The sequence below is a fragment of the Methylorubrum populi genome, assembly GCF_002355515.1.
Lineage (GTDB): Bacteria > Pseudomonadota > Alphaproteobacteria > Rhizobiales > Beijerinckiaceae > Methylobacterium > Methylobacterium populi_A.
This window is the reverse complement of the sequence record NZ_AP014809.1, coordinates 2,644,447-2,665,551: the sequence shown is the minus strand read 5'-3', so window position 1 is coordinate 2,665,551 and position 21,105 is coordinate 2,644,447. Positions and strand designations below refer to the sequence as shown.

General features: G+C 70.3%; 22 protein-coding genes and 1 other RNA gene. 11 read left to right on the top strand and 12 right to left on the bottom strand.

Annotated features, from left to right (window positions below):
• Positions 1-136: 136 nt before the first annotated feature.
• Both MPPM_RS12300 and MPPM_RS12295 read right to left on the bottom strand, forming a co-directional pair.
• Positions 137-1,066 (bottom strand): glutaminase, encoded by a 930-nt coding sequence (locus tag MPPM_RS12300; protein ID WP_096485313.1) that lies wholly within the window; start codon positions 1,064-1,066, stop codon positions 137-139.
• A 100-nt stretch (positions 1,067-1,166) separates the two neighbouring features.
• The gene (locus MPPM_RS12295; RefSeq protein WP_009866062.1) at positions 1,167-1,505 is read right to left on the bottom strand and encodes a P-II family nitrogen regulator; all 339 of its coding nucleotides are present in this window, start codon (positions 1,503-1,505) and stop codon (positions 1,167-1,169) included.
• A 184-nt stretch (positions 1,506-1,689) separates the two neighbouring features.
• On the opposite strand from MPPM_RS12295, the gene MPPM_RS12290 reads away from it, so the two are divergent.
• Complete coding sequence (locus MPPM_RS12290) at positions 1,690-3,213, top strand: NAD(P)H-hydrate dehydratase (protein WP_096485312.1); 1,524 nt, start codon at positions 1,690-1,692, stop codon at positions 3,211-3,213.
• A gap of 9 nt (positions 3,214-3,222) precedes the next feature.
• On the opposite strand, the gene MPPM_RS12285 is transcribed toward MPPM_RS12290, so the two are convergent.
• From MPPM_RS12285 to gap, 7 genes are all read right to left on the bottom strand, one after another.
• Complete coding sequence (locus MPPM_RS12285) at positions 3,223-4,626, bottom strand: amino acid permease (RefSeq protein ID WP_096485311.1); 1,404 nt, start codon at positions 4,624-4,626, stop codon at positions 3,223-3,225.
• A gap of 119 nt (positions 4,627-4,745) precedes the next feature.
• Complete coding sequence (locus MPPM_RS12280; protein WP_096487827.1) at positions 4,746-5,765, bottom strand: tetratricopeptide repeat protein; 1,020 nt, start codon at positions 5,763-5,765, stop codon at positions 4,746-4,748.
• Positions 5,766-6,043: 278 nt separating this feature from the next.
• Positions 6,044-6,712, bottom strand: coding sequence for a thiamine phosphate synthase (locus tag MPPM_RS12275; protein ID WP_096485310.1), 669 nt, complete (start codon positions 6,710-6,712; stop codon positions 6,044-6,046).
• A gap of 6 nt (positions 6,713-6,718) precedes the next feature.
• Positions 6,719-7,786 (bottom strand): class II fructose-bisphosphate aldolase, encoded by a 1,068-nt coding sequence (gene fba / locus MPPM_RS12270; protein ID WP_096485309.1) that lies wholly within the window; start codon positions 7,784-7,786, stop codon positions 6,719-6,721.
• Positions 7,787-7,941: 155 nt separating this feature from the next.
• The gene (locus MPPM_RS12265) at positions 7,942-9,144 is read right to left on the bottom strand and encodes a phosphoglycerate kinase (RefSeq protein WP_096485308.1); all 1,203 of its coding nucleotides are present in this window, start codon (positions 9,142-9,144) and stop codon (positions 7,942-7,944) included.
• Between the two features lie 19 nt (positions 9,145-9,163).
• Complete coding sequence (locus MPPM_RS12260) at positions 9,164-9,691, bottom strand: hypothetical protein (protein WP_096485307.1); 528 nt, start codon at positions 9,689-9,691, stop codon at positions 9,164-9,166.
• A gap of 113 nt (positions 9,692-9,804) precedes the next feature.
• The gene (gene gap, locus MPPM_RS12255; RefSeq protein WP_096485306.1) at positions 9,805-10,812 is read right to left on the bottom strand and encodes a type I glyceraldehyde-3-phosphate dehydrogenase; all 1,008 of its coding nucleotides are present in this window, start codon (positions 10,810-10,812) and stop codon (positions 9,805-9,807) included.
• A gap of 462 nt (positions 10,813-11,274) precedes the next feature.
• On the opposite strand from gap, the gene MPPM_RS12250 reads away from it, so the two are divergent.
• From MPPM_RS12250 to MPPM_RS12210, 9 genes are all read left to right on the top strand, one after another.
• Positions 11,275-11,616: a DUF4164 domain-containing protein gene (locus MPPM_RS12250; protein WP_096485305.1), complete on the top strand. Its 342-nt coding sequence runs from the start codon at positions 11,275-11,277 to the stop codon at positions 11,614-11,616.
• Positions 11,617-11,638: 22 nt separating this feature from the next.
• Positions 11,639-12,010: a cell division protein ZapA gene (locus MPPM_RS12245; RefSeq protein ID WP_096485304.1), complete on the top strand. Its 372-nt coding sequence runs from the start codon at positions 11,639-11,641 to the stop codon at positions 12,008-12,010.
• Positions 12,011-12,118: 108 nt separating this feature from the next.
• Positions 12,119-12,275, top strand: a non-coding RNA gene (gene ssrS, locus MPPM_RS12240) — 6S RNA.
• Positions 12,265-12,855 carry a 5-formyltetrahydrofolate cyclo-ligase gene (locus tag MPPM_RS12235; RefSeq protein ID WP_096485303.1) on the top strand — a complete coding sequence of 197 codons (591 nt, stop codon included), beginning with the start codon at positions 12,265-12,267 and terminating at the stop codon, positions 12,853-12,855. Before ssrS ends, MPPM_RS12235 begins: the two co-directional genes overlap by 11 nt.
• A gap of 69 nt (positions 12,856-12,924) precedes the next feature.
• Positions 12,925-13,746, top strand: coding sequence for a TIGR00282 family metallophosphoesterase (locus MPPM_RS12230; protein WP_096485302.1), 822 nt, complete (start codon positions 12,925-12,927; stop codon positions 13,744-13,746).
• Positions 13,747-13,879: 133 nt separating this feature from the next.
• Complete coding sequence (locus MPPM_RS12225; RefSeq protein ID WP_096485301.1) at positions 13,880-14,872, top strand: MotA/TolQ/ExbB proton channel family protein; 993 nt, start codon at positions 13,880-13,882, stop codon at positions 14,870-14,872.
• 94 nt (positions 14,873-14,966) lie between these two features.
• On the top strand, positions 14,967-15,980 hold the full coding sequence (locus MPPM_RS12220) for a peptidoglycan -binding protein (protein WP_096485300.1): 1,014 nt from the start codon (positions 14,967-14,969) through the stop codon (positions 15,978-15,980).
• Positions 15,981-16,032: 52 nt separating this feature from the next.
• On the top strand, positions 16,033-16,281 hold the full coding sequence (locus MPPM_RS12215; RefSeq protein ID WP_096485299.1) for a DUF4926 domain-containing protein: 249 nt from the start codon (positions 16,033-16,035) through the stop codon (positions 16,279-16,281).
• Positions 16,278-16,628 (top strand): DUF6883 domain-containing protein, encoded by a 351-nt coding sequence (locus MPPM_RS12210; protein WP_348529767.1) that lies wholly within the window; start codon positions 16,278-16,280, stop codon positions 16,626-16,628. Before MPPM_RS12215 ends, MPPM_RS12210 begins: the two co-directional genes overlap by 4 nt.
• Here MPPM_RS12210 and MPPM_RS12205 read toward each other — a convergent pair.
• Together MPPM_RS12205 and MPPM_RS12200 are read right to left on the bottom strand one after the other, a co-directional pair.
• A complete protein-coding gene (locus MPPM_RS12205; protein ID WP_096485298.1) occupies positions 16,625-17,632 on the bottom strand; it encodes a D-cysteine desulfhydrase family protein in 1,008 nt (335 codons plus the stop codon). The genes MPPM_RS12210 and MPPM_RS12205 overlap by 4 nt on opposite strands.
• A 73-nt stretch (positions 17,633-17,705) precedes the next feature.
• Complete coding sequence (locus MPPM_RS12200; protein WP_096487825.1) at positions 17,706-19,574, bottom strand: ABC transporter transmembrane domain-containing protein; 1,869 nt, start codon at positions 19,572-19,574, stop codon at positions 17,706-17,708.
• Between the two features lie 310 nt (positions 19,575-19,884).
• On the opposite strand from MPPM_RS12200, the gene rpmE reads away from it, so the two are divergent.
• Entirely contained in the window at positions 19,885-20,139 is a 255-nt protein-coding gene (gene rpmE / locus MPPM_RS12195) for a 50S ribosomal protein L31 (RefSeq protein ID WP_017485685.1), read from the top strand.
• 197 nt (positions 20,140-20,336) lie between these two features.
• On the opposite strand, the gene rcdA is transcribed toward rpmE, so the two are convergent.
• Entirely contained in the window at positions 20,337-20,870 is a 534-nt protein-coding gene (gene rcdA / locus MPPM_RS12190; protein ID WP_096485297.1) for a protease adaptor protein RcdA, read from the bottom strand.
• Positions 20,871-21,105: the final 235 nt, after the last annotated feature.

Below are 21,105 nucleotides of genomic sequence, written 5' to 3'. Positions count from 1 at the left end.
GGCTTGAGACAGGCCGCTCCCGCCGCAAGGCGGGGGCGGTTTTTGTTTGGCAGATGCATCGGGGCGAGCCCCCTCTCCCCGCACACGGGGAGAGGGGGTGCACGTTAGGGCGCAGTTGTCTGAAAACAGCGGCGCCTCAAACCCCGAAGATCGACCACCCGGTGCGTTTCACCAGCATCTCCAGGGCGATACGCCCGAGATGGGAATTGCCCGCCGCATCCAGCCCCGGCGACCAGACGCAGATCGAGGCACGCCCCGGCGCGACGGCCAAGATACCGCCGCCGACGCCGCTCTTGCCCGGCAGACCGACGCGGTAGGCGAAGTCGCCCGAGCCGTCGTAATGGCCGCAGGTGAGCATGATGGCGTTGATGCGCCGCGCCCGCTCGGCCGAGATCACCGAGTGTCCGGCCAGCGGATGGTGCCCGGAATAGGCCAGGAACAGCCCGGCGGTGGCGAGCTGCCGGCAGGTCATCGCGATGGCGCAGTGATGGAAGTAGACGCCGAGCGTGTAATCGACCGGATTCTCGATCACGTCGAAGGAGCGCATGTAGTTGGCCAGCGCCGCGTTGCGGAAGCCGGTCCGCTTCTCGGAGGCCGCCACGCGCTCGTCGATCGCGATGCTGCTGTCCTGCGCCACGAACTGCATGAAGCGCAGGATCTCGCCGAGGGCCTCACGCGGCTGGTGGCCCGACAGGATCAGGTCGGTGACCGCGATGGCACCCGCATTGATGAAGGGATTGCGCGGGATGCCGTTCTCCCGCTCCAACTGCACGATCGAGTTGAACGGGCTCCCCGACGGCTCCCGGCCGACCCGGCGCCAGAGCCGGTCGCCGACCATGCCGAGGGCCAGGGTCAGGGTGAAGACCTTGGAAATGCTCTGGATCGAGAACGGGATATCGGCATCGCCCCCGGCCGCGACCCGACCGTCGCCGTCGATCACCACGAGGCCGAAGGCCTGTGGGTCGACGCCGGCCAGTTCGGGGATGTAGCTCGCGACCGTGCCGCGATCGGGCCGCGCCCGCATCTCCTCGGCGATGTCTTTGACGATACAGTCGAGATCGGGCACGGCGTCGCTCGGCTACGGCGCTCTTTTCGGCAAGCGCGGACGCGGCCAGCCCTTCACGAAGCGGGCCAGGACCGCACGTCCTCGGAGGCGAGGGCCGGAATCAGATCGCGTCGGAGCCGGTCTCGCCGGTGCGGATGCGGATGGCTTCCTCGATCGTCGAGACGAAGATCTTGCCGTCGCCGATACGGCCGGTCTGGGCCGACTTGCGGATCGCCTCCACGGCGCCCTCGACGAGGGCGTCCGAAAGCACGATCTCCAGTTTCACCTTGGGCAGGAAGTCGACGACGTACTCAGCGCCGCGGTAGAGTTCGGTATGGCCCTTCTGACGGCCAAACCCCTTCGCCTCGATCACGGTGATGCCCTGAAGGCCGACCTCCTGGAGGGCTTCCTTCACCTCGTCGAGCTTGAACGGCTTGATGATCGCCTCGATCTTCTTCATCCGGAAAAGCCCGATCCGCCTGGTCCTTCAATCAGCCATTTATGTACCATCGCTGTCGCGCGATCGCCACGGCCATTTGGAAGGTAGGACCGGGAAGATGCGCACGCAATGTGCAAACAAAGCGGAATATGTAGGCAATTCCGCAGAAATCGATGAATTTCCAGGCAGGCCGTGAGCCACTTGCATGCATGAGTTGGTGAATTCCCCGAAGATCGCGGATCGGCTGCTCACCGTTGAGGCGATGGGCCGGGTCGACGCGGCAGCCATCGCCGCCGGCACGCCCGGCCTGACGCTGATGCAGGCGGCGGGCGCCGCGGTGGCCGGTCGCGCCCGGACCCTAACGCCGGAGGGCGGACGGGTGCTCGTCCTGTGCGGGCCCGGCAATAACGGCGGCGACGGCTTCGTCGCCGCCCGCCTGCTGGCCGAGGCCGGCTACCGGGTCGAACTCCGCCTGCTCGGAGAGCGCGCCGCGCTCAAGGGCGATGCGGCGCTCGCCGCCGAAGCCTGGACCGGCCCAGTCGTTGCCGCGACGGCGGAGGTGCCGGCGGCCGACCTCGTCATCGACGCCCTATTCGGTGCCGGCCTCTGCCGTGACCTGGAGGGAACGGCCCGCGCCCTGGTCGAAGCCGTCAACCGATCCGGCATCCCCGTGCTCGCGGTCGATGTGCCGAGCGGGATCGACGGGAATAGCGGTGCGGTGCGCGGGGTCGCCGTCGAGGCGAGCGAGACGGTGACCTTCGTCGCGCTCAAGCCCGGCCACCTCCTCCAGCCCGGCCGGGCCCATTGCGGCGCGCTGCACGTCGCCGATATCGGCACCGGCGCCGCCGCCTTCGCCGCTGGCATCGCCGGGGAGGCGCGCGCGATGGTCCGCAACGCGCCCTGGCTCTGGGCGCTGCCGCAACTCACCGCGGGGAGCCACAAATACACTCGCGGCCATGCCCTCGTGCTGTCGGGCCCGGCCCACCGCACCGGCGCGGCCCGCCTCGCCGCGCGCGGGGCGCTGCGGATCGGGGCGGGCCTCGTCACCGTGGCCTCGCCGGCCGCGGCGCTGGCGGAGAATGCCGCGCATCTCACCGCGATCATGCTGCGACCCTGCGACAGCGCCGACGACCTCGACGACATGCTCGCCGACGAGCGGCTGAACGCGCTGCTGCTCGGCCCCGGCCTCGGCACCAGCCCGGCGACCTGCGACCTCGTGGCGGTGGCGGCTGGGGCCGGCCGCGCCCTGGTGCTCGACGCCGACGCGCTCACGAGCTTCCGCAGCGAGGTGCGCACGCTGGCCCGCCACATCCGGGACGGCGAGGCGCGGGCGGTGCTGACGCCGCATGAGGGCGAGTTCGCGCGGCTGTTCTCCGGCACGGAGGCCGTGGCCGAGGGGCTGAGCAAGGCCGAACGCACGGCGCGCGCCGCGGAAATCGCCGGGGCGGTGGTGGTGCTCAAGGGGGCCGACACGGTGATCGCCGCCCCCGACGGACGCATCGCGATCAACGATCACGGCACGCCGCATCTCGGCACCGCCGGCTCCGGCGACGTGCTCGGGGGCCTCGTCGCCGGGCTGCTGGCGCAGGGCATGGAGCCGTTCGAGGCGGCCTGCGCCGCGGTCTGGCTGCACGGCGATGCGGGCCTGCGGTTCGGGCCGGGGCTGATCTCGGAGGATCTTCCGGAGCTGATCCCGGCGGTGCTGCGCGACCTCGCCGGTCGCGCCTGATCACCCCGGTTACCCGGCCGCGACCACCGCGTGCTTGCGCCCGTAGAGGGCGTAGAGCACCAGCCCGAACAGGTTCCAGACCACGAACCAGAGCTGGGTCGTCGCGGGCAGGCTAAGGAACAGGTAGCCGCAGCCCAGGATCGTGATCGCCCCGATCAGCCAAGGGGCCGGGGCGCGGAAGGTGCGCGGCGCATCGGGGGCGCGCAGGCGCATCACCAGCATGCAGGCCGCGACCGCGACGAAGGCCGCGAGCGTGCCGGCATTGGCAAGGGCCGCGAGTTCTCCCAGAGGAACCAGCCCGGCGAGCACGGTCACCACGGCCGCGGTGAAGAGCGTGATCCGCACCGGCGTACCGGCGGACGACAGCTTCGCCAGGCTCTGCGGCAGCATCCCGTCGCGGGCCATGGTGAAGAAGATGCGGCTCTGCCCGTAGAAGAAGGCGAGGATGACGGTCGGCAGCGCGATCACCGCCGAGGCGGCGAGGTACTGCGCCACGAGCGGCCGGCCGAGCTCGCGCAGGATCAGCGCCAGCGGCTCCGGGCTGTCGGCGAACCGGGTGTAGGACACGGCCCCCACCGCGGCGACCGCCACCGCGACGTAGATCAGGACGCAGGCCGCCATCGATCCGACGATGCCGATTGTCAGGTCGCGCCCCGGATTGCGCGTCTCCTCCGCGGCGGTTGCGATGGCGTCGAAGCCGTAGAAGGCGAAGAAGATGATCGCCGCCGCGGCCATGACGCCGCGCTCGACCCCGTCGGCGCCCACGCTCTTGGGAAAGCCGTACGGGTCGAACGGTTCGAGATGGGCGGCATCGAAGGCCGGCAGCGCGAAGGCGACGAAGACGACGAGCGCGGCGATCTTCACCAGAACCAGGACGGCGTTGACCGTGGCGCTCTCCCGCATGCCGCGCAGGAGCAGCACGGCGACCACGACGATGATGCCGACCGCCGGAAGATTGACGATCCCGCCAGCCTCCGGTCCCTGCATCAGGGCCTTCGGGACACCGAGCCAGCTCTCGAGGAGCGGTGCCGCGTAGCCGGACCATCCGACGGCGACCGCGCTCACCACGAGGGAGTATTCGAGGATCAGGCTCCAGCCGATGATCCAGGCCAGCACCTCGCCGAGCACGACGTAGCTGTAGGTATAGGCGCTGCCCGAGACCGGAATCGTTGTCGCCATCTCGGCATAGGCCAGTGCGGCGCAGGCACAGATCGCTCCGGCGACGGCGAAGGACAGGATCACCGCCGGCCCGGCCTTAGCCGCGCCGACGCCGATCAGCGTGAGGATGCCGGTTCCGACGATCGCGCCGACGCCGAGCGCCACGAGGTGGGGCCAGCTCAGCGTCCGGGCCAGCCGTCGCTCCCCGCCGGGCTCCAGCTTCAAGGGCTTGCGGCGAAGAAGGCTGGACGTCATTCGGGCTCCCGTCGCGCGGTTGTAGCTGGGCGCGGGCTCGCGCGACAGTCACATCGTCGCGCGGGTGTCGCCGGACGCGCCGGATCCGGTGTGATTTCGAACGCGCCGGCCGCTCGACGCTACGGCGAGGCGCTCGCCCGATCCGCCGCCAGGGCCTCGGCACGCTTGCGTTCGTCCGGATTGAGTCCGGCGGTCGCCTGATCGAGGCCGGCATCGGACCGGCCCTGCGACGCGGCGGCGAGGTTCCAGGCCGCCGCCTCGACGAGGTTCTTCGGCACGCCGCGGCCCGCGACGTAGAGCTTGGCGATCCGGTTCTGGGCGATGGCATTGCCGCGCTGCGCCGCGTGCAGGAAGTAGCGGGCGGCCCGGGCTTCGTCCTTGGGAACCCCGTCGCCGTTGAACAGCCGGATCGCGAACTCGACCTCCGCCCCGAGATCGCCGTTGTCGGCGGCGCGGCGGAACCATTGCGCGGCCTGGGTCGTGTCCCGAGGAACGCCCTTGCCCTGGAGGTAGAGCACGCCCAGGGCGTATTGCGCGGCCGGAACCTCGGCTTCGGCCGCGGTCCGGAAATTGGCGACGGCCGCGGCGAGATCGGCCGGCTTGTCACTGGCGAGTTGGATCAGCGCGAGATTGTAGCTGGCGCTGGGCTGCCCCTTGCGCGCCGCCTGTTCGAGCCAGGCGCGGCCGGCCTTCGCGTCCTTGGGCTGCCCGCGCCCGTCCATCGCCATCAGGCCCAGGGAAGCCATGGCGTTGGCATCGTCCTGCGCGGCGGCGAGCCGGTACCATTCATGGGCACGCTTCGGGTCCTGCTTGACCCCGAGACCCTGGTTGTAGAGCTCGCCGAGCAGCGTCATCGCCGCGGCGTCCTTCGGGTTCGCCTCGATGCGGCGCGTCGCCTCGCGGAAGGCGGTGACGTAGCGTCCACGCTGGTATGCGCCGTAGGCCGCGTCGGCGTTCGGGTTCGCGGCGGCCGGCTTCGCCCCCTCGGCATTGGGCGAGTAGGGCGAGGGCAGTTCGCGCTTCAGATCGAGCTGATTCGGTTTGGCTTGGTTCGGATTGACGGGTGTCTGCGCAGCCGGCTCCTTCGTCGCCGGCTGTTTCGGGGCGGCGTGCAGCCCGCCGACGCCGAGCCCGAGGATGGCGCAGGCGCTGAAGGCGGCGAGGAAGAACGCGCCGGCTCGGAGGGGGGCCTTGTCCGTTCGGCCGCGCTCCCGGCCCTCCCCCCTATGCGGAGAACGGTGGCCTCCGAAGGAGATCGGGAGAAGGAACCCCGGCTTCAGAACGAGGCCGTGCGTCGGAGGCCGAGCGCCCCGTTCGGCACCGTCGCCTCCCTCTCCCGCCTGCTCCGCAGGCACCCTCCCCCGCAGAGGGGGTAGGGACTTGAAGGTCGCCGCCGCGGTCCGATCGTGAGAAGGAATCATCGCGCCTTGTCGAGTTGCGCCTGCGCGGTCCGCACGCCCTCGGGATCGTCGCGCCACAGAGCGCTCTCCAGCCCGACGAACTCGGCGCCGGTTCCCGCGAGCGCGGCAACGTCCTCGGCAGCCGTCGCGACCGCGATGCAGGGCGTCTCGAAGATCTCGGCCCACCACGCGGCGCGCTCGCGCACCTCTTGCGCCTCGGGAGCGACGCCGTCGGGGAAGAGCCCGCCGAACATCAGGTAATCGACGCCGGTCTCGCCCGCGACCATCGCCGCGTCCCGCGAGCCGAGCACGCCGCCCGTCCCGAGGATGCGCCCTTCGCGCAGGCGCCCGCGCAGATCCCGCAAGGTTTCCTCGTCGGCCCGGTCGAGATGCACGCCGTCGGCCCCACCGCGGGCGGCGACGGAGACGATGTCGCCGGAGAAGCCCGGCACGGAGACGAGCACCGCCGCGCCGCGCTCCTGGGCCGGCGGCGCCAGCCGCTTGACGAGGTTGACGAGGCTGCGCTCGTCGGCGGCCGCCAGCCGCAGGATCACCGCCGCCACGTCGCCCACGGCACAGGCCGCATCGAGCGCCGCGGCGATCGCCTCGGCCTCGGACGGGCCGAGACCGTAGGGCGTGAGGAGGGCGAGGCGGGGCCGCGGCGTCACCGCGTCAGAATCGGTCATCGGGGATCAGGCGTCGATCTTCGGGTCGAGGGAGCCGCTGGCGTAGCGCTTGGCCATCTCGGCCACCGAGATCGGGCGGATCTTGGAGCCGTTGCCGGCGGTGCCGAACTCCTCGAAGCGCTGCTTGCAGAGCTTCGTCATCGCCTCCATCGCTGGCTTCAGGTACTTGCGCGGGTCGAACTCCGCCGGGCTCTCGGAGAGCACCTTCCGGATCTGACCGGTCATCGCCATGCGGTTGTCGGTGTCGATGTTGATCTTGCGCACGCCGTGCTTGATGCCGCGCTGGATCTCCTCGACCGGCACGCCCCAGGTCGGCTTCATCTGGCCGCCGTACTGATTGATGATGTCCTGCAGGTCCTGCGGCACCGAGGAGGAGCCGTGCATGACGAGGTGGGTCGTCGGCAGGCGGCGGTGGATCTCCTCGATCACGCCCATCGCCAGCACGTCGCCGTCGGGCTTCCTCGTGAACTTGTAGGCGCCGTGGCTGGTGCCCATGGCCACCGCCAGCGCATCGACCTTGGTGGCGGCCACGAACTTCACCGCCTCGTCCGGGTCGGTCAGGAGTTGGTCGTGGGAGAGGACGCCCTCGGCGCCGTGGCCGTCCTCGGCCTCGCCCTGGCCGCTCTCCAGCGAGCCCAGCACGCCGAGTTCGCCCTCGACCGAGACGCCGGCCCAATGGGCCATCTTGGTGACGTTCCGGGTGATCTCGACATTGTAGTTGTAGTCGGCCGGGGTCTTGCCGTCGGCTTTCAGCGAGCCGTCCATCATCACCGAGGTGAAGCCGTACTGGATCGCCGTGGCGCAGGTGGCTTCGTTGTTGCCGTGATCGAGATGCATGCAGACGGGGATGTGCGGATAGATCTCGACGAGGCCGTCGATGAGCTTGGCCAGCACCACGTCGTTGGCGTAGGCGCGGGCGCCGCGGCTGGCCTGGAGGATCACCGGCGAATCGGTGGCATCGGCCGCCGCCATGATGGCGAGCCCCTGCTCCATGTTGTTCAGGTTGAACGCGGGCACGCCGTAGCCGTACTCGGCGGCGTGGTCGAGAAGCTGCCGGAGGGTGATGCGTGCCATGGTGCGATCCTCGTGCGATGCGGCCTCAGCCGGGCCTGTCCCTTGCTGATGCCAATATAGGTCCCGCCGCGGCGCGAGCCGGTGCCGCGGCGTGAAAAACTTGGGATGACGTCACGCCCTCTTCCCCGCGGGAGGGGCGTGCTTGAAGACGAGCCTCAGCTCTTGGCGCGCAGCGCCTCGACGCCGGGCAGCTCCTTGCCCTCCAGCCATTCGAGGAACGCACCGCCGGCGGTGGAGACGTAGGAGAAGTCCTCGCCGACGCCGGCATGGTTGAGGGCCGCCACGGTGTCGCCGCCGCCGGCGACGCTGACGAGCTGACCGGCCCTGGTGCGGGCCGACGCGTGCTGGGCCACCGCCACCGTGCCGGTGTCGAACGGCGTCAGCTCGAAGGCGCCCAGCGGGCCGTTCCAGACCAGCGTGCGAGCCTCGTCGATGGCGCCGTCGATCGTGGCGATCGAGGATGCACCGACATCGAGGATCATCGCGTCGGAGGGCACCGCATCCACCGTCACGGTCTCGTTCTCGGCATTGGCCTTGAACTCTCGCGCCACCAGCGCATCGACCGGGAGGATGATGGTGCAGTTCTTCTCCTTGGCCGCGGCCAGGATGCGCTGGGCGGTCTCGGCGAGATCCTTCTCGCACAGCGACTTGCCGACATCCTTGCCCTGGGCGTGCAGGAAGGTGTTGGCCATGCCGCCGCCGATCACCAGCATGTCGACCTTGGCGACGAGGTTTTCGAGCAGGTCGATCTTGGTCGAGACCTTGGCGCCGCCGACGATGGCGATGACCGGACGGGCCGGATTCTCGAGGCCTTTGGTGAGCGCGTCGAGTTCGGCCTGCATCAGGCGGCCGGCATAGGCCGGCAGCAGGCGGGCGAGCCCCTCCGTCGAGGCGTGGGCGCGGTGGGCGGCCGAGAAGGCCTCGTTGACGTAGATGTCGCCGTTGGCCGCGAGCGCCTTCGCGAAGTCGGGATCGTCCTTCTCCTCGCCCGCGTGGTAGCGGGTGTTTTCGAGGAGGAGCACCTCGCCGTCCTTGAGCGCCGCCACGGCCTGGGCGGCGGCCTCGCCGATGCAATCCTCGCCGAAGGCCACCGGCCGTCCGAGCTTGTCCGAGAGCGTCGGCAGGATCGGCTTCAGCGAGTCCTTCGGGTCCGGCTTGCCCTTGGGGCGGCCGAAATGCGCCAGCAGGATCACCCGCCCGCCCTGATCGGCGATCTCGCGGATCGTCGGCACCACGCGCTCGATCCGGGTCGCGTCGGTGACGCGGCCGCCCTCCATCGGCACGTTGAGATCGACGCGCAGCAGCACGCGCTTGCCCTTCAGCGGGCCGGCATCGTCGAGGGTGCGGAAATCCGTCATGGCGGCGTCGGGTCGCTTCTTAAGGGTTGGAGGCGGGGGGATTGGACGCCGGAGTGGCGGAATTGGTCTGGCTCTGGCCGCCGACGCTGTGGGGCAGCATCCGGTCGAGGTTCAGCCGCTGCACGGCGACCATCATCGCGACGGTGAGCACGGCGGTGATGATCGCGGTCAGAACCAGGGCCCCGGTCCCGGGCAGGCGTCCGACCCGGTCGGACAGGGTGCGGACCTCGCTGCGCAGCGAGGAGAGGTCGGCCTGACGGGCGGCGTCGTTCATCCGGGTCGAGGCCGACTCGACCTTCTCCTCGACGCGCGAGAGCAGCGCCTCGGAACGGGCGTACTTGTCCTCGATGCGCGCGGTCTTGTCCTCAATGCGCGCCAGCTGGTCGGCGTGGTTGGCGGCGCCGGAGGCGGGCAGCTCGGTCTTGCCGACACTCGGCGGTGGGGCGGCCGGAGCGGGGCTCGCAGCGGCGGACGGCGTGGGGGAAGACGGGGTCCCGGAGGGAATGAAACCGCTCCCGGAAGGCTTGGCCGGCGAAGTCTCGGTCATCGCATACGCACCTTGGATCTTCGGCGAGGCGGGCTCGCCTAAGGAAACTCGAAGGCAATCGGGAGCGGCCGGTCCGAAGAGTCGGCCGCTCCCGCGGAAGCGTAGCTAGAGCGTCAGATCAGCTTGGCCATGGCCACGGCGGTGTCGGCCATGCGGTTCGAGAAGCCCCACTCGTTGTCGTACCAGGACAGGATGCGCACGAAGGTGCCGTCCATGACCTTGGTCTGGTCGAGGTGGAAGGTGGACGAGTGCGGGTCGTGGTTGAAGTCGATCGACACGTTCGGCCGGTCGGTCACACCGAGCACGCCCTTGAGCGGGCCGGCAGCCGCCGCCTTGATCGCCTCGTTGATCTCCTGGACCGAGGTCTGGCGCTTGGCGGTGAAGACGAGATCGACCGCCGACACGTTCGGGGTCGGCACGCGGATCGCGGTGCCGTCGAGCTTGCCCTTCAGCTCCGGCAGCACGAGGCCGACAGCCTTGGCCGCGCCGGTCGAGGTCGGGATCATCGAGAGCGCCGCGGCGCGGGCCCGGTAGAGATCCTTGTGCATCTGGTCCAGCGAGGGCTGGTCGTTGGTGTAGGAGTGGATCGTGGTCATGAAGCCGCGCTCGATCCCCACCGTCTCGTCGAGCACCTTGGCGACCGGCGCGAGGCAGTTCGTGGTGCAGGAGGCGTTGGAGACCACGAGGTGCTCGCCCGTGAGCCGGTCGTGGTTCACGCCGTAGACCACCGTCAGGTCGGCGCCGTCGGCGGGCGCCGAGACGAGGACGCGCTTGGCGCCCGCATCGAGATGGGCCTTCGCCTTGTCCTTCGAGGTGAAGATGCCGGTGCATTCCAGCGCGATGTCGACGCCGAGGTCGCGGTGGGGCAGTTCGGCCGGGTTGCGCACGGCGGTCACGCGGATGCGCTTGCCGTTGATGACGATGTCGTCGCCCTCGACCGCGACCTCGGCCGGGAAGCGGCCATGCACCGAGTCGTAACGCAGAAGGTGGGCGTTGGTCTCGACCGGGCCGAGATCGTTGATGGCGACGACCTCGATGTCGGTGCGGCCGGCTTCGACGATGGCGCGCAGCACGTTGCGGCCGATGCGCCCGAACCCGTTGATGGCAACCTTGACGGTCACGGCGTGACTCCTTCGTGATGGGGCGCACCCGCGCGCCGATGGAAAACAGGTCGGGGCCGCCGGCGGCCTTGGCGCGCGGCGTCCGATGACGATGGGACCGCTCCAAGCGGGGCGGCACTGAACCGGGGATGAACCGCGCGACGGCCCGCACCCGTCCGGTCGGCGGACGGTCTGAGCGGGGAGCCGGGGAGGGTCACGGTTTTGGAAATCCGTTGGGCGGCCCCGCGCCGGGGGATCGGGGCCGGGCGCCGGCTCTCTAACATGGCGTCCGGGGCTGTCAAAGATCGGGGGCAGGCCTGTGAATTGGCTGGAATTTCGAATGCTCTTGGCTGAAACCTGTCGGCTGCGAGGATTCGGAGTACCGCGAAAGTCCTTCCGCCGCCGGCCCTTTGCGTTCTGGCCGTCGCGGCGCGGGACGCGTTCCGTGGCAGGCTCCGGCGAGGCGGCAACCGACGGGTGACCATGGCGCGGACGGATTCAAAGGCGTTGCCGGTGAAGGAGCAGGGGAAGGACCAGGCCAGGGGGCAGGAGGGCGGCCTGGAAGAGGCGCTGCACCGTCTCGACACGGCGCTCGCGCTGCTGGAGACGGCGGTGGCCCGCAAGCTTGAGGCCGAGCGCAGCCGCGGCGACCGGGAGACCGAATTCGCCCTGCTCGAGGAGGACCGGGTGCGGCTCGCCGCCGAGCTCGACGCGGCGGGCGCGCGGCTCGCCCGGATGACGAGCACCACCGGCGAGGTGAACCGCCGCCTCGATCGCGCCATCGAGACGGTGGAAGATGTGCTGTCCGGCTCCGCCGGGCGCTGAGTTCGAGTCAGGTTCATCACGGATGCCGCACGTCAACGTCACCATCGCGGGCAAGAGCTACCGCATGGCCTGCGGCCCCGGCGAGGAGGAGCATCTCTCCGCCCTCGCCAAGAGCTTCGACGACCGGATCACCGAGATGCGCGGCGCCTTCGGCGAGATCGGCGACATGCGCCTGCACGTCATGGCCTCGCTGACGCTGGCCGACGAGTTGCACGAGGCCCGGCGGCGAATCGCCGATCTGGAGCGGAACGCGGCCCAGGGCGCCGCCGAGCAGGCGCGGCTCGCCGGCGGCGTCGGCATCGCCGCCGAGCGGATCGACCGGCTTGCCCGCGCCCTGTCGGGGCAGCCGGCCGCGCATGCCCCCGGCAAGGGCGAGGCCGACCGCGGACGTTGACCGGGCCGGCGGCCTTCCGCGGCCCTGTCATCGCGCCGGCTTCGAATTTCTGAGGCGCGACGCGATCGCCCCCTGGCGCCCGAGCCCCGGCGCGTCTATCTCTGGCGGGCGGGGCTGCAGAGTTCGTCAGGAGAACTTTCCCCGGGGCCTTATCGACTCCCTCGGGAGCTGTCACTGGCCTCGTCCGTGGACTTGGCCAACACGGCGCCCACCTACTCTGTAGGTTTCCCGGGATCGACACTCCAACGGCTCAAGTGGCTCCGCACTCTTCCTCCGAACGCTCGCTCAAGGCGAGCCTCCGCGCCGAGGCGCTCAAGCGTCGCGACGCACTCTCGCCCGAGGCCCGCACCGCCGGCTCGCTCGCCGCCGCCGAGACCATCGCGGCGCTTCCCGAGCTCGCGCAGGCGCCGCTGGTCGGCGCCTTCTGGCCGATCCGCTCCGAGATCGACCCGCGCCCGCTGATCGAGCGCCTGTTCGCCCGCGGCCAGCGTGTGGCGTTGCCGAAGGTGACGAAGCAGGGCCTCGTCTTCCGGGAATGGCGGGCGGGCGAAGAACTGGTGACCGGCGGCTTCGGTCTCAGCGAACCGCACGACGACCTGCCCCCGCTCGACCCCACCGCCCTGATCGTGCCGCTCGCCGCCTTCGACCGCGCGGGCCAGCGCATCGGCTACGGCGCGGGCTACTACGATCAGGCGATCGAGCGCCTGTCGAAGAACGGCCCCGTGCTGACGGTGGGCATCGCCTTCTCCGTGCAGGAAATCGCCCGCGTCCCGGCCGAGCCGCACGACCGCCCCCTCGACCATCTCGTGACCGAGACCGGACCGGTGCCGCTCCGGCAGGGCTGATTCTGAACTCTTGTCTCGCCTCGGCTTTTTCCCGAGAAGCCGGCGACCACCTTTTCGGGCCGACGCTGCATGCGCATCCTCTTTCTCGGCGACATCGTCGGGCGCTCCGGCCGCTATGCCGTCACTGAACGGCTTCCGGCCCTGCGCGAGCGCTGGCGCCTCGACTGCGTGGTGATCAACGGCGAGAACGCCGCCGGCGGCTTCGGCATCACCGAATCGATCTGCGACGAGATCCTCCAGGCCGGCGCCGACGCGGTGACCCTCGGCAACCACTCCTTCGACCAGCGCGAGGCGCTCGTCTTCATCGCCCGCCAGCCCCGGCTGATCCGGCCGGCGAACTACCCGCCCGGCACCCCCGGCCGGGGCGCGACGGTGGTCGAGACCGCACGCGGCGCCCGCGTGCTCGTCGTCAACGTGATGGGCCGCATCTATCTCGACCCCCTCGACGACCCCTTCACCGCCGCCGACCGGGAGCTCGACGCCTGCCCACTCGGCGCGGCAGCCGATGCCGTCATTGTCGACATGCACGCGGAGGCGACCAGCGAGAAGCAGGCCATGGGGCATTTCCTCGACGGCCGCGCCAGCCTCGTCGTCGGCACCCACACCCACGCGCCGACCGGCGACCACCGCATCCTGCCCCACGGCACCGCCTATCTCTCGGATGCCGGGATGTGCGGCGACTACGATTCGATTCTCGGCATGCAGAAGGAGGAGCCGGTGCGCCGCTTCCTGCAGAAGACGCCGGGCTCGCGTCTCGAAGCGGCCACCGGCGAGGGCACCCTGTGCGGCGTCGCCGTCGAGACCGACGACGCGACGGGGTTGGCCCGGCGGGTCTGGGCCGTACGCCTCGGGCCGCATCTGGAAGAGACCTGGCCGCGCGAGTGGGATTGAGGCCGCCTCGGCGCTCGTCGGACACTGCCGCAGGATGACTTGATCGCGGCAGGCCGAGCCGCCAGAGTGCCGCCGGTTTTGTCACAGCGGTGCCGCCGGTCCCGGCGTCAGGCCCAACACGAGTATGGACCCGATGGCGGCCCGTTCCGCGTCCCCCGACACGCCTCCCCTGGCCAAGCCCGGTATGACGCTGGTGCGGATGCTGGTGTTCCTGGCGCTCGCGGGCTTCCTCGCCTTCGTCCTCTACAAGCAGATCACCCCGGCCTTTCTCGCCAATCCGGGCCTGAACGGGCTGATCCTCGGCGTGCTGCTGATCGCGGTGCTGCTCGCCTTCGGGCAGGTGACGCGCCTCTTCCGCGAGGTCCGCTACGTCAACGCCGTGGCCGCGGGGCAAAACCCGAAGGACCGGCCGGCCCTGCTCGCGCCGCTGCTGCCCGCCATCGCGGCGCGGCGCGATGGGATGACGCTTTCGAGCACCCGCGCGCATCTCGACACCACCGCCGTGCGGCTCGACGAGGGCCGCGAGATCCTGCGCTACATCGCCGGCATCCTGATCTTGCTCGGCCTGCTCGGCACCTTCTGGGGCCTGATCGAGACGCTCTCGGCGGTGGGTTCGGTGATCGGCGGCATGCGCGGCGGCGGCGACGCTGCGGTGATGTTCGACGAACTCAAGAGTGGGCTCGCGGTGCCGCTCTCCGGCATCGGCCTCGCCTTCTCGGCCTCGCTGTTCGGCCTCGCCTCCTCCCTGATCGTCGGCTTCCTCGACCTCCAGGCGGGCCAGGCGCATTCCCGCTTCCACAACGAGCTGGAGGACTGGCTAGTCTCCGGGGAGGAGCAGGCGGTCGCCCCCGCTACGATCACGGCGCGCCCCGCGCCGGAGCACGACCCCGCCATCGCCCGCGAGCTGCAGGCCGCGGTGGACCGCCTGAGCGGGGTCATCGCCGAGGGCGCCGGGGGCCGGGGCGCGACCCAGGCCATGACCAACCTCGCCGAGGGCATCCAGGGGCTGGTGCAGCACATGCGCGCCGAGCAGCAGATGATCCGCGACTGGGTCGAGGCCCAGGCCGCCCGGGAGCGCGAGCTGAAGCAGGTGCTCGACCGGCTGGCGCGCGAAAAGGTCAACTAGGAGCATGGTCGAACGAAGGGGAGGCCGGTTCGCGTGAAGACCATGCGACCACGAGGCTCAGCGCCGCTCCGGCGGCAGCGGGAGGGATGCTGAGATGGCGTCGATCCGTGCCCGCTCGCAGCGCAGCCTCAACGTCTGGCCGGGCTACGTCGATGCGCTCGCGACGCTCCTGCTCGCGGTCGTGTTCCTGCTCACCGTCTTCGTGGTGGGGCAATTCTTCCTCTCGCAGGAATTGACCGGGCGCGACGCGGTCCTCAACCGCCTCAACCGCCAGATCGCCGACCTCACCGACCTGCTGGCGCTGGAGCGCTCCGGCCGCCGCGCCCAGGAAGAGGCGGCCGCGGGCCTTCGCAACACCCTGACCGCCACCGAGGCCGAGCGCGACCGGCTCCGCGCGCTCGCCGACGCCAGCGAGGCGGCGCAGGGCAAGAGTGCCGACGTCGATGCCCAACTCGCCGCCGAGCGGGGCGCGACGCAGCGGGCGCAGAATCAGGTCGAGCTGCTCAACGAGCAGATCCGGGCGCTACGCCGCCAGCTCGCAGCACTCGAGGACGCGCTCGCGGCCTCCGAATCCCGTGACCGGGAGAGCCAGGCGCGGATCGCCGAGCTCGGCAGCCGCCTCAACGTGGCCCTCGCCCAGCGGGTGCAGGAACTCGCCCGCTACCGCTCCGACTTCTTCGGGCGCCTGCGGCAGATCATCGGCAGCCGAACCGATGTCCGCGTCGTCGGCGATCGCTTCGTACTGCAATCCGAGGTGCTGTTCGCGGCAGGCTCAGCGGCGCTCAAGCCGGACGCCGAGCCGGAGCTCGATCGGATCGCGGGGGCGATCCTCGACATCGCGCGGGAGATTCCGGCCGACATTCCCTGGGTGCTGCGCGTCGACGGCCATACCGACGCGCGGCCGATCCAGTCGGCGCAGTTCCCGTCGAACTGGGCGCTGTCGGCGGCGCGCGCCATCGCGGTCGTGCAGTACCTGCGGACCAAGGGAATCCCGCCGCAGCGGCTGCTCGCGGGCGCCTTCGGCGAGTTCCAGCCGCTCGATTCGGGAACGAGCGATGAGGCCTACGCGCGCAACCGGCGGATCGAGATGAAGCTGACGGAGCGGTGAGAGGGCCTCGATCGTCGCTTGCGTAGATTCCTGTGCGGCCTACTCTCTCCGCATGACGGTGGAAGCATTCTACACTCTACGTCAGCAGGCTCCGCGGTCCGTCTTCAAGGATCTCGACCGCGTCGTCCTGACGGCCGAAGTGACGACCGACGACGGCGATCGTGTCGAGGCGGGATCCGCGGGGACAGTGGTCGGCGTCTGGCGCGATGGCGCGGCCTATGAGGTGGAATTCACGACGCCCGTCGCGGGTCTGGCGACGGTGCTTCCGAGCGCCCTGCGCGCCTTGACCCTGAAGCCTTGAACAGACCGACACGATCGCCTTCGGCTTTCACGATCAGTTCGGACAAAATCGTCGATTACCTCTTGAATTCGACGCATCCCGACGGTGGATCCAAGGCGCGCTTTCTGGCGATGTTCGGCTTTTCAATCTTCGCCCCGGAGGTCTTGGCTCAAGCATTGCCTGCTCATGCCAAGCCCGAACACTTGGCCAGGGAGGGGCTGACACCCCTCGGTGACGTGAAGCTCGTCTACGAAGGTCCGCTACAGACGCCCCATGGGCGTTCGCCGACTGTGCCAACAGTCTGGCGCCTCATTTCCGATGATACGGCCTACTTCGTCACGGCCGTACCATTGAAAGAGAGCCGCTAAAACTCGCTCCGATACGCGAACAGCCCCGGCACGCCGCCGGTCATCACGAACAGCACAAGCGCACCGCGCTCGTACAGGCCCGCGCGCACGTCGTGGAGCAGCCCCGCGAACGCCTTGCCGCTGTAGACGGGATCGAGCAGTAGTCCTTCCGTGCGCGCCATGAGCCGCACGGCCTCGCGCATGCCCCCGGTCGGGATGCCGTAGCCGGGTCCGCGATGGGCGCCGTCCACGCGGATGGCGTCGTCGGAGAGCGTGTGGCCACCGTCGATCAGCGCGAGTGTGTCGCGGGCCCGGGCAAGCGTCGCCGCCCGCGCCTCGGCTTCAGGAGCGAGCACCGTGTAGGACTGCGCCAAGTGCGGGTCGCGTCCGGCGGCGGCAAGCCCGGCGGCGAGGCCGGCATGGGTGCTGGAACTGCCGTTCGGCACGACGATCCGGGCGAAGCCGAGACCGAGATTGGCGGATTGCTCGAGGATCTCGGCGGCGCAGGCCGCGTAGCCGAGGCAGCCGAGCGGGCTCGACCCGCCGGATGGGAAGACGGAGACCCGCCGGCCCTCCGCCCGCAGCTCGTCCGCCCGCGCCTCGGCCAGGGCCAGCGAATCGGCCTCGCCCGGCAGCAGGTGGATGCGGGCACCGAACAGGTCCTGCAGCAGACGATTGCCGTTGCCGGTATAGTCGGCATCCTCCCGCGGGACGCTGCGGGTGAGGAACAGCTCGCAGGCCAGTCCCATCCGCGCGGCCGAGGCGGCGGTGAGCCGGGCATGGTTCGATTGCAGCGCGCCGACGGTGATCACCGTGTCGGTCCGCTCCGCCAGCGCCTGGCCGAGCAGGAATTCGAGCTTGCGCAGCTTGTTGCCGCCCAGGCCCACCGGGCCGACATCGTCGCGCTTCACGAACAGGCGGACACCGTTCAATTCGTGCCCGAGATGGGTCGAGAGCCGGTCGAGCGAGCGGATCGGCGTCGGCCCGTCGGTGAGCGCCACACGGGGGAAGCGGGTGAGGTCCATCGATCTCCCTTGCCTGCGTCAGGGCATGATCTCGCCCCGAGGGCCAGAAAACCACCTGTCGGGACGACGCGCCTTATTCCGCGGCGTGTTTCGGACGCGGATCGCGCGCCCGCGCGCTCTCGTCGAAGCTGTCGGCGAATTGCAGGCTGGCAAGCTGCGCGTAGAGGGCGCCGCGGGCGAGCAGGCTCTCGTGCGTGCCCTCCTCGACGATCTTGCCGCCGTCGAAGACGAGGATGCGGTCAGCAGCGCGGATCGTCGCGAGGCGGTGGGCGATCACCAGGGTGGTGCGGCCCTGCATCAGCCGGTCGAGGGCGTTCTGCACGGCCCGCTCGCTCTCCGCGTCGAGGGCGGAGGTGGCCTCGTCGAGGAGCAGGACCGGCGCGTCCTTGAGGATGGCGCGGGCGATGGCGATCCGCTGGCGCTGCCCGCCCGAGAGCGTGGTGCCGCGCTCGCCGAGCAGCGTCGCGTAGCCCTGCGGCAGGGCACGGACGAAGCCGTCGGCATTGGCGAGCCGGGCGGCCTCCTCCACCTCCGCCTCGCTGGCGCCGGGACGGCCGTAGCGAATGTTCTCCAGCACCGTTCCGGAGAACACCACCGGATCCTGCGGCACGAGCGACAGGCGTTGCCGAAGGGCGTCGAGATCGGCCTGCGGCAGGGGCACGCCGTCGATCGTCACGCGGCCCTCGTCCGGGTCGTAGAAGCGCAGCAGCAGTTGCAGCACCGTGGTCTTGCCGGCGCCCGAAGGGCCGACCAGGGCGATGCGCTCGCCCGGGGCCGCGGTGAAGGAGATGCCGTCGAGCGCAGCGTGCTCGGGCCGGGTCGGGTAGCGGAAGCGCACCGCCTCGAAGGCGACCGCGCCGCGGGCCGGGCTCGGCAGGGCGACCGGGTGCTCGGGGGAGCGGATCGCCGGCTCGGCGGCGAGGATCTCGCCGAGCCGCTCGGCGGCGCCCGCCGCCTGCGCGAGTTCGCCGTAGACTTCGGAGAGCTGGCCGAGCGCGCTGGCACCGAAGACCGCGTAGAGGACGAATTGCGAGAGCAGGCCGGCACTCATGGTGCCCGCGAGCACACCCTTGGCGCCGTACCACAGGACGCCGACCACCGAGGCCGAGATCAGGAAGATCGCGACACCCGTGAGCAGGGCGCGGGCCGTGATCGAGGCGCGCGCCGCCCGGTAGGCGTTCTCGGAGGCGTCGGCGAAGCGCTCGGCGGTGGCGCGGCCCATGCCGAAGGCCTGCATCGTGCGCACGGCGCCCACGGCCTCCGCCGCGTAGGCGGACGCGTCGGCGAGCCGGTCCTGCGCCGCCCGCGAGCGGCGGCGCACGCCGCGGCCCGACAGGATCAGCGGGAAGACGATGAGCGGGATCGCCGCCAAGACGAGGATCGACAGGCCGGGGCTCGTCCAGACCATCATCACGACGGCGCCGACGAACAGGAACAGGTTGCGCAGCAGGATCGAGATCGAGACGCCGAACACCGCCTTGACCTGCGTCGCGTCGGCGGTCAGCCGCGAGACGATCTCCCCGGACTGCGACTTGTCGAAGAAGGTCGGATCGAGGCTCGTCAGCCGGGCGAACACTGCCGAGCGCAGATCCGCCACGACGCGCTCGCCGAGCGTCACCACCGAGTAATAGCGGCCCGCGCTCGAAACCGCGAGCACCGCCACCACGCCGAGCAGCGCCACGAAGTAGGAGTTGATGAGCGCCTGCCCCTCCGGCGAGAAGCCGTGGTCGATCACCCGACGAATCGCGATCGGCACGACGAGCGTCGCGCCGGAAGCCGCGATCAGCGAGATCAGCGCCGCGAGGATGCGGCCTCGATAGCGGCTCGCGAAGGGAATCAGGGGTTTGAGCGCCCCGAGCGGCGCCTGCCCCCGGAGGGCCGCCCGCGGGTCTTCCCGCAGGTCGCTCCTTGCGCCGGACGACGCGTCACGCCTGCGGGCCATCATTCCTCGACATCGTTTCGTCCCGTTCTGCGCCGTTTCTGTCTTGGCTGTTGCGTCTGTCTTGTCGTCGTAGCCTCGGGCCATCGCATACGCAGCGCGCGCCGCGATTTCCAGTTCGCGCCCGCCTTGCGGGCACGTCATGGCCGATGTTCGTGCCACGATTTCACGCGCGACCGCCGTTCCGGCCTCTCTTGTCGGTCGCCCGAGGCTGAGGTATAGGCGCGCCTTCATCGGAATGCGCGCGATGTTTTGCCCCTGGCTCTTCCCCTGAGTGGCGGGGCCGGTCGGCGTGCTACCTCAGGAATTCGTCATGGCAAAGAACGAGGCCGCCAAGGCCAAGGGGACCGAGCACCCCGACTACCACTTCATCAAGGTCGTGATGACCGACGGCACCGAGTACAAGACCCGGTCGACCTACGGCAAGGAAGGCGACGTCCTCAACCTGGACATCGACCCGACCACGCACCCGGCCTGGACCGGCGGCGAGCAGAAGATGCTCGATCGCGGCGGCCGCGTCTCGCGCTTCAACAACCGCTTCGCCGGCCTCGGCTTCGGCAAGAAGTGATTCTCTGCGGTTCGGACTTCGGTCCCGATCGATGAAACGGCGCCGCTCGCGGCGCCGTTTTCGTTTGCGCGCGACGTCCGGACGGGCGCGACATGCGCCGCCATCGAATCAGACGGGCGCGGCCATCGGCTGATGACGCGCGCCCCATCCCGCCCCGGCCTCGATCGCCGGGAGACCACTTCTGGCCTCTGAAAAGCTCACTCGCCGCCGAAAGCCGCCCGCAGGCGCCCGAACTGCGCCGTGACCGGGCTCTCCCGCGGCACCGGGACGGGACGGTCCTCGCTGATCAGCGCATCGAGGTGAAGGATGCGCGCGTGCAGCCGGCGCGAGCGGCGCACGAGGTCCTGAAGCCGGAGCGGCAAGGCGGCGAAGGTCTCGCCGGCCTCCGGCAGGGCGCGCTCCGATTCGGCGAGCTTGACGCGGGTCTTCTCCTCCTGGGCCTGGCTCAGCGAGATCTCGCCCTCGGAGACCGCCCGCTGCACCAGCAGCCAGGAGGCGATCTGCATCAGCCGGGTGGTGAGGCGCATGCTCTCGCTGGCATAGGCCAGCGTGGCATCGCGGGAGATCAGTCGCGATTCGGCCCTCCCCTCCCCGTCGAGATAGGCCGCCGTCTCCTCAACCAGCAGCATGCCCTCGCGGAACAGGGTCTTGAAGGCCTCCGACGACACGTAGGACTCGCCGAAGCTCACCCACTCGCGGTCGTCCCGGAACGTGACGTCGAACTCGGTCATCCTGCCTCCTGTACCGCCGGCGAACCATCTGTCCCGCATCGGGACGATTTCGGTGCGAATGCAGTCAGTGGGGCAAGTGTAGCGCCGAACGCGAGCCGGGAGAGGGTTCACGTCCTTTTAACGTTAACGGCGCGGGAGCGGCCGGCGGCCTCGACGCGGCACAGGCCGGGACGCGGGAAACGGCTCAGGGAGGCGGCGCAAAAAAGAAGCCGCTCCAGAGGAGCGGCTGTCACGA